Annotated in this window: 7 protein-coding genes; all 7 read right to left on the bottom strand. The window is 57.6% G+C overall.

The genetic code is table 11. The features are described 5' to 3' along the window. Positions 1 to 200: 200 nt before the first annotated feature. Positions 201 to 1892 carry a glycosyl hydrolase gene (locus tag AC4DF4_RS15195; RefSeq protein WP_490048960.1) on the bottom strand — a complete coding sequence of 564 codons (1692 nt, stop codon included), beginning with the start codon at positions 1890 to 1892 and terminating at the stop codon, positions 201 to 203. 12 nt (positions 1893 to 1904) lie between these two features. Continuing rightward, entirely contained in the window at positions 1905 to 4694 is a 2790-nt protein-coding gene (locus AC4DF4_RS15190; RefSeq protein ID WP_490048959.1) for a family 78 glycoside hydrolase catalytic domain, read from the bottom strand. A gap of 39 nt (positions 4695 to 4733) precedes the next feature. Further along, positions 4734 to 7115 (bottom strand): family 78 glycoside hydrolase catalytic domain, encoded by a 2382-nt coding sequence (locus tag AC4DF4_RS15185; protein WP_490048958.1) that lies wholly within the window; start codon positions 7113 to 7115, stop codon positions 4734 to 4736. A 16-nt stretch (positions 7116 to 7131) separates the two neighbouring features. Next, a complete protein-coding gene (locus AC4DF4_RS15180) occupies positions 7132 to 7539 on the bottom strand; it encodes a glycoside hydrolase family 78 protein (RefSeq protein ID WP_490048957.1) in 408 nt (135 codons plus the stop codon). A gap of 51 nt (positions 7540 to 7590) precedes the next feature. Then, positions 7591 to 9993 carry a DUF5703 domain-containing protein gene (locus AC4DF4_RS15175; protein WP_490048956.1) on the bottom strand — a complete coding sequence of 801 codons (2403 nt, stop codon included), beginning with the start codon at positions 9991 to 9993 and terminating at the stop codon, positions 7591 to 7593. 25 nt (positions 9994 to 10018) lie between these two features. Then, positions 10019 to 12775, bottom strand: coding sequence for a family 78 glycoside hydrolase catalytic domain (locus AC4DF4_RS15170; RefSeq protein ID WP_490048955.1), 2757 nt, complete (start codon positions 12773 to 12775; stop codon positions 10019 to 10021). A gap of 79 nt (positions 12776 to 12854) precedes the next feature. Then, positions 12855 to 13135: hypothetical protein (locus tag AC4DF4_RS15165; RefSeq protein WP_490048954.1), on the bottom strand; the 281-nt coding region annotated here is incomplete at its 5' end.

Raw genomic sequence — 13135 nt, 5'->3', positions numbered from 1 at the left:
GTGCATTGAAGCGGGAGATCCAGAGCCGGAACATCCGGTCGCTGACGCGACTGTTGCGCAGCACAATGTCGTAACCCGCACCGACTAACAATAAATGGATGGCGTTGAGACGCCGGAACACCTTGTTATCACATCCACAATCCATTGCAACTTCGAGTTCTTCGAGCGTGCAAGTATCGGGATTAGGGAGCTGGTGAGGGCTAGCGATTCGCGAGTGTCGAGTGATTCAAACAGTCGTAACGGTCTTTCGTGAGGGTTTCGGAAATTATTTTTGGCAAAGGGTCTAACCAGGTCACATTCGGATTGAAATGCGTGCCCGCGCCATACTCAAGGCCGGGCCTGCCTTCCGAAGGCTTCTGGCAGGTCATGGTATGAAAGACGACCTGGTTAATGCCTTCGCAGAACGCGCGGTCCACCGTCGGCTTGAAGTGTGACGGCGCTTTTCCCCAACGCGCGCCTTCTCTGGCGTCAGTCAGTGCTTCAGCCGCGACAAAACGCTTGCCGTAGATATGGGCGGCAGTCGCAGGCATCTTGGCCACCTTGTTCTGATTGTTCTCCACAAAGGTCCCGTCCTCCCAGAACTCGCCCTGGGGGACTTCGGTGCGCCCGAGGTTCTTGAGTCCGTCCATGCAGACCGTTCCCGACCAACTCGGGCCTGCTGACTCGCACCGCGTCACCATGCCGTGTTTACGGCAAAGCTCAGCCAATCGGCCATAGTGTTCATCGGCAAAACAATCGGCCACCGTCTTGCGGTAGTCGTAGAGAAAGCGCTCTGAGATCTCGGCGCTTCCAACGATCCACCCCTTGAAGACCGGCAAATAAGGTGTCGGATCATAACCGCGGTAACGCTTGAAATGCTTCAGCATGTTCGCGGTCCAGTTCGGATAGCCGGCCTCGAAACTGTCTTCACAAAAACCTCGCAGCGTGGTACCAGCGAGCGGCCCGGCGTCCGCGACGAGAACCTTGCCCACCTTCTCGAACATAAGATCGACACCGGCGCGATCAAAATAGTCGTTTTCAAGACCGCCTTGGCCGTGCATCGGCACGCTGAGCTGGGCGCCAGTCATGCGATGCCCTGTCCTCAGAATCGTCCACTCCCCTTCGGGCACATCCCATTCCAGCGTGCCGTCAGGTTTCAGACGGGCCGTCAGGTCTACGACATCCTCCACACGGACCGGCTGATCATTCGTCGTGGTGGTCCATGGCGCAAGTGTCTGAGACATCACCTTGTCCGAGGCGATGAAGCAATCGGCATCCTGGCGGTTGCTCTTGGCCGGCAAATCAGCGCGGGCGGCAGGACGACTTCCCGTCGGCGTGCGGAAGGCCACAACCGCCGTGTCACGGTAATCAACCTCCTCGAAGAGAAGTTTCATGCTGTGCCCGACTCCAAGCTGCGGAGGGAAATCATAACCGTCCTTGACTCCCGGCAGCGGGAGTTTTTCTGAATATTTCCGAGGTCCTTTCACACTCGTTTCCGACTGCAGGAACCAGCGGCAGGCTTTGTCCGGGGTGACCCACGGTCCGCCCATGTTCCACCCGGGCGCGAGGTTGACATCCACCTTGATCCCGACCCGGTTGGCTTCCTTGAGCGCGAATTTGTAGAGCTCACGCCATTCATCCGAGAGGAATGCCGGCCCGCGGACATTATTCGGACCGCCCCAGTTGCCGCTGCAGACTAACAGCGCTGAGCCGGTCCCCTTGGCGGAAAACTCCTCCATGTCCCGCGTAATCGCCTCACGATCGACATTCGCGTTGAGCCACCACCAATAGCCGGACGGCTTTGCCGAGTCCGGCGGATTGACAAAATTCTTTTCCAGGTCGCCAGCGGCCAACGCACCGCTGCCGAGCGCCAACAAACCAACCGCCATAAGTATCCTATTCAACATGTTCATTTTTTTATAATTTCATTTAAGCATGGATTCAAAATGATAGGTTCCCGAGCCGACCGCATACACGGCGGCGTTGTTCTCCATCCGCAGGAACTTCACCCCTTCGACATTGCTCGGGGCAGGCGCCCTCGCCTCACCGATCTTAACCCCGGATTCGGTGACCCCTGCGGCGTCTTTAGCGGGAACGCAAACGGTGGCGGTGGTGTTGGCGGGAATCGTCACCTCCATCGTGAGTTTATCGCCTTCTCGTTTCCAGTTGCTGACAATTTTTCCATAGGGGGAATTGTAACTGCACTTGACCCATTCGACACTCTTGACGATGCCGGGGCGGATGGTGAAGTGCTTGAACCCGGGATTCGTGGGATCGGGTAGAATGCCAGCCAGCCCCTCGAAGAACCATGAGCCCGGCGTGGCCGTGACAAGGATCACATGGCTGCCCCAGCCGCTCCAGGTTTCAGGCCATGTCTTGAGACCCAATTCCTTGACCAGATATCCCCACCCGGGATACGTCGTCTGCCCCATGATCAGATCCACAAGATCATTCCGGTTCTCCTGGATCAGCAGATCAAGCATGACAAATGTTCCCAGCAGGCCGGTGTCGAGATGGCCTTGCTTCTCCACCACAATCATGTTCTCCAATTGCGCCATGATCTTCGGACGCAACTCAGGCGGCGGGATTCGCGCATAAAGCGCCATCGCGAGACTGCTCTGGCTGCTGTAAAGATAGGCGCCCTTGTCCTCCTGATAGAAAGTCTTGTGAACAAGCGGACGGATCACCGCCAGCCGCTCTCCGCAGCGCCTGGCCTCATCGGTGCGGCCGATGCCTGCGGCAAAGTCCTGTAACTGCTGCCACAGCAACACGCGGTAGGAGTTGTTGAAAAACTCGCGTTCATCCTTTTGGTCCATGTTGAAGCCCTGGCCAGCGGACGCTGCGGGACGCGCCCAATCGCCGATAAACATCCAGGCCTCCTCACGCTTGGTCGGTGTATAAGACCGCAGGATGTCAGCGCGGGTTTTGCTTTCCAGAAAATCGACATACTTTCTGAGCTTGTCAACCATCTGCTCGACAACGCCTCGATCCCCGTAATAGAGATGCATCCGCCGGACCAGTTCCGAGACCTGCCCTCCCCATGCCGGACCTCCGCCATGGTCCTCAAAAGACGGCGCCGTGTGCCTGAACCAGCCGTCCTCCCGCTGGGCATCGCTCCAGTCAAGTATCCACTTTTTCAGATTGGCGTCACATGTGAAGTTATAAAGATATCCGGAGAGATGGGCTCCGCCGTCGCCATAAGCCGTTTTCTCTCGTGCCTCCCCGGTGCCCAGTGCCAGGCACGGATTCTGGGTGCGCAGCGTATAGCGCGTGACCTCATGAATCCGGTTGAAAAGATCGTTCGAGCATTCGAAGGATCCTGCAGATACAAGATCAGGCTCGACCATCATGGCTTCCGCATCGTTGACCGTAGGCTCACGCTCCAGTCCGGAGATGACAGCATACCGGAAACTGTGGAAATTGAATTTTGAACAGAATGTTTCAGCACCTTTCCCGGCGCTGATGAAAACATCCTTCTGATTGAAGTCCTGGAATCCATCGGCATTGGCCATGAATGCCAGTTTGCGCACGTTGAGGTTGTCATCGATATCGGCGTACTGGATCTGAACTTCCTGCCCGGCTTTGAGATCGTGGATCTTCAGCTGCATCCAGCCGGTCAGGGGCCGACCGAAGTCAATCACCCACTTGCCATTTTGCAGTCGCCGAATCTCAACAGGCTTCACGGGATCACTCAGGCGCGCGCTTTCGCATCCCTGCCATGAATGCGCAACCTGCGGCGCTGGTATTTCACGGGCTTGCGCCCACGTAGAATCATCAAGGCCAACCTGGTCCCAGTCATCCACAAACTCCCTGGCGTCAAAACGCTCGCCGCCGAAGTTATTCCAGCACCAGCCGCCTAACTGCGAAATACAGCTCTCTTTCACCCGCCAGCTTGCGTCAGTCCCGATCACCATCGGACCGGATGGAGTAACAACACTCAATTGTGCGCGCAGAATCGGCGCATTATAAGTGTTGCCGTTACGCGGCTGATGCCAGCCAGGGCCCATCCAGATGGCAATGCAGTTACTCCCCTTGCGCAACAGGGAGGTCACATCGTATGCATTGACGATATACCGCTTATCCACCTGTGTGATGCCCGGTTCCAGCACATACGGACCGACCTTTTTGCCGTTGATGCGCAGTTCATAATATGACGCGGTATTAACATAAACCACCGCCCGTTTCACATCTTCCTTCAGCTCAAAGGTCCGACGCAGCCAGGGATGCGAGAGGCGCGTCGGGGCCAGATGGGTAATCCACTTAGCGGAAAAATCTTCCGGCTTCAGCAACCCCATCGTCCAGCTTGCAACCTGACTCCACTCCGACCCCTGAACCGCTGAACCCTGAACCGTGAACCAGATTTTCACTTTCCAAAAACACCTCTTCCCGGATACCACCGGTTTACCCGCATACTCGACATTGATATTCTGATCACTCTCCACCTTCCCACTGTCCCACAGATCCGCTTTGCCTTCCTTAAGCAGTTCCTCCGAGCTCGCCACCAGAATCTGATACGCCGTCTGCTTAAGACCCCTGTTGTCTGTCGTCTGTTGTCTGTTGTCTGTTATCCAAGACAGCCGCGGCTTCGCCTCGTCGATACCGAGGGGGTCTTTCAGATACTCGCACCGCAGGTCCGCCGGCTTCACATCTGCCTTAAACCAACCGGCTTCGGTGGCATTAGAAATCAACAGTCCCAACAATACTGCAATTGCCATTCTTCTCATATGAATTCTCTCTCTACAGTGATGATCCGTCTACTTACATGTGCTCTCGAATTTGTATGCTCCCGACCCGACGGCATACACCGCTGCTCCATTTTCCATCTTTAAAAACGTTACGCCTTTGGCTTTCGCAATGGATTTCCCTGATTCAGTGATATCTTTCTCCGCCTTTGCCGGAACATATACGGTGGCAGCGGTGTTGGCCGGGATCATGACATCCATGGTAATGACTCCGTTCTTCTTTTGCCAGTCGCTCCTGATAAGGCCGTAGGGGCTCACGTGCTCACATTTAACCCAGTCAAGAGTGTCTGTATATGGCTGGATGACAATGCGTTTGAAGCCTGGAGCATCAGGACGTATGCCGCCAAGGCATCGGTAAAACCACTCGCCTATCGGCGCGGCGAGCGACGGCATCTGCACCAGCTTGCCCGCCCAGTCCTCCATGAGAACGCTGTTGTTGAGCGTGAATATCATGTCATACCATCCCGGATAAGTCGGTCGTGTGGCAATACGCCAGGCCAGATCACCCATCCCGTTCTCCGTCAGGTATGTCAGGAGGAAAGGAATGCCGACAAACCCGCTGGTGACGTGAAAGCCATCACGCGCAATTTGAGTCTTTAAGTTCTCGGTAACGCGGGGCCTGTCAACCTGGTCCGGCACGTCCAGGAGGAGCGCCAACACATAACCCGTCTGGGAGCCTTTATCATAGACACCTGTCGCCGCATTGAAAAAGCGGCTGTTGATCGCAGCGCGAATCTCCTGTGTTCTGGCGGCATACTTGGCGGCATCATCTGTCTTATTCAGCAGGAGGGCCGTTCTGCGAATGATGTCATTGTATATCATATAGGCACAAGTGGACGTGAAAGGCACCGTAGTGCAATTAGGTCTCGAACCCTGCTTGCAATCAGCGGTGGTATCCTTCCAGTCTCCCAGCCCCCAGGTGATGATGTTGTCTTTGGCAATGGAGTCAAGATAGCGAATGTAATGCTTTATCGGCTCGTAACTGCGCTCCAGAATTTGGCGGTCCCCGTAGAACTGGTAAAGCTGCCAGGGATTAAAGACTATCATGCCGCCCCACCAGGGCCCGTTGATCGTCGGACCGTCAAAACAGCTCGGGAGCACCGTTGGAACATATCCGTCATCCTGTACTGACCAGATGAAGTCATCCTGCCACTTGGCGTATATCCGGCTGACATCGAAATTGCAGGCGGTCGCCTTGAAATTGCTTTGGACATCCTGCGTCCAGGCGACTTTCTCCCTCACAGGATCCATAGGAATCTGGATGTTATAGTTGAGGATCGTCCGGAGGATCACTTCCTGGATCTTGTTCAACTCGGGGCTCGAGCAGGAGAAACGGCCACTGCTCTGCAGGTCTGACGCCACCAGACATCCGACAAGGTCGGATGGTTTTGGCTCATAGTCCAGCCCTGACACATCAATGAATCGGTAGCCGCTGAACGCAAACCGGGGCTCGTACGTCTCTATCCCATCTCCGCTGCATATGTACTGGCATTCCTGATAACGCCCAAGGGTATGACTGCCTGAACCGGGATACCTGATGATAATCTTCTGCCCGGGCTTACCCTTCAGTTTTAGCCGAGCCCAACCGGTGGATTCCACGCCGATATCGAACCTGTAACCCTCTATATTCTTAACCACCGATACCGCCGGAATCTCAGCAATTCTCCGCACAGGCGGGAGGTTCTGATTGACCAGCTTCCCGGTCGGCGCCTCTGCGGCGATGGCGTCTTTCCATGTTTCCATCCTGTAGGCAGGACTGCTCCAGTCGCCCAACTCCATTCTCGCATCGTACGTCTCTCCGGCCCTGACTGAATTGAAGCGGATCGGCCCGCCTGTGGTGAATTTCCATGTGCAGTCCGACACTACGCGCTGCACGGAACCATCCTCAAACTCCAGAACCATATCCAGCAGCATGCGTGGCGTGTCGATGTAATCTGCCGCGTATTCCCGCAACAGTGAAGGAATGACCGGGTTGAAATATCCATTCCCGAGTATCACTCCGATGGCGTTATCTCCCCCGCGGAGCAGCTGCTTGACATCGTGAACCTGGTAAGGCACGGCTTTGCCGTAGTCATACGGGGCACAGTTGAGGTGATGATCATTCGCCTTCATGCCGTTGATATACAACTCATAATAACCAAGACCGGACATGCAGACTCGCGCTGAACGCAACGGCTTACCTGCCGCAGAAAACTCCTTACGCAACCAGACAGCCGGAGCATTGGTGACGCCTTCTGTCATCTTGCGGATACCCTTGGCGCGCTCCCACATGGAGTCTTCGGGCTCCCGATCGTGATCCGGCACCTTCTTAAGCTCCTTCTGGTAATCAGCGAGCTCAAGGTCCGACTTGATCCACTTGGCGGAGCCCAAATCCTCCGGCTTCAGAACTCCCATCGCCCAGCTTGCATTCTTACTCCACTCCGAACCTTGAACCTCCGAACCTTGAACCGTGAACCGTGAACCATCCTCGCACTTTCCAGAAACACCGCATCCCGGAAGTCAACGGTTTACCGACATACTCGACTTGGATGCTCTGATCGCCCTCCACCTTGCCGCTGTCCCACAGGTCACCCTTGTCTTTGGCCAGCAACTCTGGTGTCGAAGCAACCAATACCTGATAGGCCGTCTGCCTCTGACCTCTGACCTCCGACTCCTGACTTCCGGCCTCTGACACCCAGCTCAGCCGTGGCTTTAGCACATCGATGCCGAGCGGATTGTTCAGGTATTCGCAGCGCAGGTTCGTCACGTCGGCAGCGGGTAGCGCGGCCAGCGGTGCCAGCAGCAAAGCGGCGAGGGTGATGGTTGTGAGTTTGTTCATGTGTGTATTTCTTGGTTGCTATTAACGAATTTCAAGTTTCAAGCGTTGGCCTCATCGTGTACTGTTTTGGCCGGAACCGGCGCGGAGCGGATGCGTGTTGAGCTGGACTGCCGGAACTGGCGGTTTGCCGGGCTGCGGCTGGCCAACCTGCACGTCTTTTTTCCGTGATGCTGGCTGAATGTCCCACGCTGTCAGCTTACCGGCCTTCACGGTGCCGCTGAGAACCGTGCGTTGTGACAGGTGCAGTTTGAAGTCAGCGTCCCACGTCGCGGGCCACGCGGGCAACAGAAATATCTTCTCACCGGCTTCCTGGACGAGCATCCGCTGGAGCGCGACGGAACCGGCACCGAAATGATCGAAGTCGGGGCACGAGTCGGGGCCTTCGTTGCCGTACATCGGGAACCGGCACATCGTCGAGGCGATGCGAAAGCGCCGCACCAAACCGCGGGCGGCTTCGGTGGCGTCGCCGGCACAGGCCCAGTGGATCTGGTCCTGCGTCCAACAGGCACAGCCGAAGGAGTCCTTGCACGAGCGATGTTTCATCGTCCACGCGACGATGTCGGCGGTGCCGAGCGCGAGGCCGAAACAGCGGAACGGGAAGACCGGGTAGAGTTCACCGTTCTCGGCATTCTTCTGCTTCTCCCACTTCAACGCGGGGGCGATGGCTTGCCGGCCTTCGATGGTCTGGAGGTGAACATCGGGAATCTCGGCGCGGAATTTTTGCCAGCGGGCTTGGTCGTCCGTCGTGCCGGCTTTCATCGCGAGCAGTTCATCGAGACAGAAGCGCAACCCGGCGATGTCGGGGGCCGGGTTGATGGCGATCCACCAGGTCTCCAGCACCATGGCCGGGTCGAGGCGGAGTTTGCCGTCGGGGTCACGCGGGTAATGCTTGTCGAAGAACAGCAATACTTCGCGCGCGAACGGCACGAGGACGTTGTCGCGGAAGGCGGTGTCGCCGGTGAAGTTGACGTAATCGAGCATCATCGTGGTCGTTTCGAGGCCGCTGGTGAAATAGAAGCTGTGGTAGTAGCCCTGTCCCGTGTTCTCGCCCGGCTTGATCTTGAGGGGTTTGCCTTGTTCGCCGCAGTCGCGCTCGGTGCCGGTCGGCTCGATGTTCTCGCGGTAGTAGGCGCCGTCGTGGCCGAACCACGCCTTGGTGATGGCTTGGCGCATCGGAAGCAGATTCGAGTAGTAATCGAAGAACGGCTTCATCAAGTCGCCATCACCGCTGGCCAAGAGCGGCCAGTAGAGCAGCCGTTGGTTCTGGTACGTGAACCGGCGTCCCCAGAGACGGTCGTCCTCGTGGGTGAGCAACATGCCGTTGGGCTGCTCGACGGCGTGCGGGCGTTTGCTCTTGGAGTTGGCTTTGATGAGCAATTGCTGCGTGAACAGGCCGCCGTTGAACTTGGTCTGGACACGCCCGCGGCTCTGGCAGGCCATCAGGAAACGAAAGACATTGTAGCTCTGTGCGACCAACGCCGCGCCGTCCTCTTCGGTCCGCTGCCCCGCAGCATTGGGCTCACTATTCAACTTTTCCCGCACGTCGGCTGGAACGATGTTGTCGGAGGCGACGATCCAGCTCCGGTCCCAGAAATCAGCCCACCACTTGACATGCCCATCCCAGTCCTTCTTCGCGTCGCAGGGAGCAGCGGCCTTTTTTTCAATTGCCTCGATCCATGTCTCGGCCTTCGGCGTCTGCATTGTCAGGGAGTGAATGCGAACATCGAACTGCCTCCCTTTTCCCGTCAGCACCCCGTTTTCTGACTTCTGAATTCTGTCTTCTGACCTCATTTCCAGCAAGTTACCGAATGTGTTGAAGCGGTACGGGTCGGGAAATGTCGCCGCCATGTGCTCGACGTTGTAGTGCTTCAGGTCGTCGGGATAAACGCTGCGGTCGCCGACCGGGAAGTACCAGAGGATTTTGCCGTGGCGTTCCAGCCGCACATCCTGCGTCGGCTCGGTGTCTGATTTCTCCGCGAGGTTGGCGTCGCAACTATCGAATCGTTTCCAGAACTCAGGTTGCGCGGTGACGGCAATTTCGCGCGGGGAGTTGATCTCGACGTGATAGACGGGCCGGTTGGCGTCGGCCCAGATGCGTAGCGTCACGCCGTCAGCTTCGATACGAATCGAGCCGGTCTGCAGGTCGAGCGTCTGGCGGAACGGCTTGCCGGACTTGAACGGGTTCGGATCAAGCGACACGCGGACACGGCCGGTCTTGAAGATGTCGCCGAGGTAGGTGTATGCGTCGTTCTTTGCGAGGAGCAGGAACAGGTCGCCGTTCTCGATAGCATAAACGCCAGCGGCAATGTCGCCGTTGCCGACGGGCATCACGCCGGACGGGTCTTTCGAGGGCGAGTTCCAGACGAGGTTGTACCGGCTGATGTCAGCAGCGTGCAGCGCAACCAGCGGCGCCAATAGCAAAGCGGCGAGTGTGAAGAATGTGAGTTTGTTCATGTGTGTCCTCATTTATTTATGTGTTTCATTTGGCGGTCTTGGTGAGCGCAGATTGGAATTGATAGGTGCCCGAGCCGATGGCATACACGGCGGCGTTGTTTTCCATGCGCAGGAATTTCACGCCAACAGCTTTGGTGGCGGGCTTGCCAGATTCGGTCACGCTGGCGGCATCCTTGGCCGGAACAAATATGGTCGCCGTGCTGTTAGGAGGAACAGTCACTTCCATCGTCAATTTACCCGCCTCAAGTTTCCAGTTACTGACGATGCGGCCGTAGGGAGAATCGTAGTGTGCTTTCACCCATGTCAGGTCGCCGACCACGGCGGGTTTGATGATGAATTTCTTCCAACCCGGTGCGGCGGGGTCCGCCTGGATGCCGGCCAGTCCGGCGTAGAACCATTCGGTGATGTGGCCGAGCATGAAGTGGTTGTGGGAGGATCCGGCTAAGGCGTCCCAAGCCTCGGTCAATGCGGTCGCGCCTTTCTTGAGTTGATAACCGTAGCCGGGTTTCTCCGACTGGTTGGTCATGGCGTGGATGACATCCGAGCGTCCGCCTTCGTAGAGCGCGCGGAGCAGGTAGTGGAATCCGACATCGCCGGCGGTGAGACCTTTCGCCTCGATATCCTTGACGATGGCATCGAGCGCGCGTTGCCGCATGTGCGGTTCGGCTATCCCCATCACCAGCGGCACGGCATTGGCGCATTGGGAACCTGTGGAATAAATCCCCGCTTCCTCGTTCCAGAAATTCCGGTTGAACGCCTCACGGATCTTGGCGGCCAGCGCGCCATATTTTTCCGCGTCTTCGGTTTTTCCGAGCAGGGCCGCGGTCCGGGATAGGATGTCCGCGCAGCGGAAGAAGTAGGCGGTGGCGGTGACTTTCATCGGGGTCAATTGCGAGAAGCCCGGCTTTTTGGGGCCGATGTCATACCAATCACCGAGGCCGTGCGAGACGATCAGATCCTGCGACTTCGACGCGAGGTAATCGCAGTAGCGCTTCATCCGGTCGAAGTAGGTGGCCAACAGGGAAATGTCTCCGGTGGTTTCGTATTGCTGCCATGGCACGATAACGAACGACGAGCCCCACTCCGGCGAATCGCGGAAGCCGCCTTTGAAAACCGTGTATTCCGGAGCGATGTCCGGCACGAGGCCGTTGTCGAGCTGGGCCTGGGCCATGTCGCCCATGCCCTTGACGTACATCGCGGCCATGTCCCACTCGTAGCGGAGCGCGTAGCCGTGGAGGTGGTATTGCTCGAGCCATCCGAGTTTCTCCCGATGCGGGCAGTCCGTGATCACGCTCATCAGGTTGCTGCGCTGCGCCCAGCGGATGAGGGTGCGGATGCGGTTGAACAATTCGTTCGAGCACTCGAAGTCGCCGGCGGGCTTCGCCTTGCTGTGCACGACCACGCTTTCCAGCTCTGTGATCTCCGGCAAAGGCTTGCCTTCAGGCGTGCTCAGCTCGACCTGCAGGTAACGTCCGCCGCGGTAGAAGAACTGGGGAAACCATGTCTCGCCCGTGGATTCGCCTTTGAGGGTGTAGGTATAGAACGAATTGCCGCGGCACATCGGATCGTAAATCCGCCCGTCTTCGCCGAGCAGTTCGGCGGGAATCATTTTCACCGACGCACCGGCCACTCCTTTCACTTTCAGGCGGGGCATGAACGAGGCGTTCTGCCCGAAGTCGCAGACCCAGAGGTTGGGGCTGATCTTGTTCACCTTCACGGCCTTCAGTGTTTCGATCGCGCCAATGGGAGCGGCAGCCTGGGACAGTCCGGTCAGCGCCCCGCCCGGGCCGTTGGTGAATGTGACTGGCGTCCAGATGCTGGCGTCATCGAGCCGTTTTTCGAGGCGTGCGTCGTAGTCTTCGCCGCCGAACACGCAGGAGAAGGTGATCGGACCGTTGGCGGTTCTCCACGATTCATCGCTGAGGATCGTTTGTTCGGTGCCGTCGTCAAAGCGGACGCGCATCTGCATGGTCAGCATCGGTTGCCCGAACGACCCGGTCAGCTTGACGTAGCGTCCGCCGGTGACATTGAAGAAGCCGTTGCCGAGCATCACCCGCAGCTCGTTCTTTCCGTTCCGCAGTTGATCCGTCAGGTCGAAGGTGTCGTAGAGGCAGGTTTTGCGGTAACCCGACCAACCCGGCGCGAGCAGGTCGTCGCCGACCTTCGTGCCATTGAGGAACAGCTCGTGGTGTCCCAGGCCGCAAATGCTCAGCACCGCTTCGGCGACTTTCTTTTCGAGAATGAGGTCACGCTTGAAGACCGGCAGGCTTGGCGGCGTGCTGCCGATGCCCTTGGCGGTGGTCGCACCGTATTCCCCGGTGATCCATTTCCCCTGCCAGGGCTTGCCAAGCACGCCGGTCACGAATCGGCCGCGCGGGCTCCATTCCCCGGCCACACCCTTCTCGTCCCAAATCCGGACGCGCCAGTCGTAGCGTGTCTGGGATTTCAACTCCGGACCGGCATACTCCACCGCCACCGACTGGTCGGATGCGACCTTGCCCGAATCCCAGACGCCATCGACGACGATCTGATAGGCCGTCTGCTTGACGCCTCGCTGTTTACTGATCACTGATGGCCCATGCTTCGCCCCCTGCAGCCCATGGCTACGCAGGGCAGGCTGATCACTGATCACTATCTTCCAACTCAGCCGCGGCTTCGCGACATCGATGCCGAGCGGATTTTCCAAATACTCGCAGCGGAGGTTTTTCACCTCGACGGCGTGGATCACGGCCAGCGGTGCCAATAGCAAAGCGGCGAGGGTGAAGGTTGTGAGTTTGTTCATGTGTGTATTCAATTTCCTTTCAAATTACTTCAGCCTCTGCAGTGACTAAGGGCCGTAGCGAAACATTCAACAATTGATCTCATGGTTTCTTTTCTCCAAAAAATTTGGCCTGCCAGGCAACTGGAGACTGCTGGCTCTTGAAAGTCACCGACAAGAGGTCCCCTGTCCTTTCCTGCCTGACCGTAAGCGGGTTGCCGCCGGCCGTGGCCGTCACATTCACAGTCGGCGGGGTGCCCGGCGGGAGGTGGAGGAAGAGCGTGTAGTCAGCCCCCGGAACGGTTTCAGATCGACCTTGCAGGGTATTGGTCTTCTCATTCCAAGCAAGGTCCTCTATGGAGTAGGCGCCGGTTATATGCCGCG

The sequence above is a fragment of the Luteolibacter sp. genome (assembly GCF_058122085.1).
The sequence above is the reverse complement of the archived record's forward strand: the minus strand, read 5'-3'. Positions and strand labels throughout refer to the sequence as shown.

What these genes read in the sequence shown, in the direction of transcription:
- AC4DF4_RS15180 (WP_490048957.1), bottom strand. Translation starts at nt 7,539, where the DNA reads ATGAACAAACTCACAACCATCACCCTCGCCGCTTTGCTGCTGGCACCG.
- AC4DF4_RS15190 (WP_490048959.1), bottom strand. Translation starts at nt 4,694, where the DNA reads ATGGCAATTGCAGTATTGTTGGGACTGTTGATTTCTAATGCCACCGAA.
- AC4DF4_RS15175 (WP_490048956.1), bottom strand. Translation starts at nt 9,993, where the DNA reads ATGAACAAACTCACATTCTTCACACTCGCCGCTTTGCTATTGGCGCCG.
- AC4DF4_RS15170 (WP_490048955.1), bottom strand. Translation starts at nt 12,775, where the DNA reads ATGAACAAACTCACAACCTTCACCCTCGCCGCTTTGCTATTGGCACCG.
- AC4DF4_RS15195 (WP_490048960.1), bottom strand. Translation starts at nt 1,892, where the DNA reads ATGAACATGTTGAATAGGATACTTATGGCGGTTGGTTTGTTGGCGCTC.
- AC4DF4_RS15185 (WP_490048958.1), bottom strand. Translation starts at nt 7,115, where the DNA reads ATGGGAGTTCTGAAGCCGGAGGATTTGGGCTCCGCCAAGTGGATCAAG.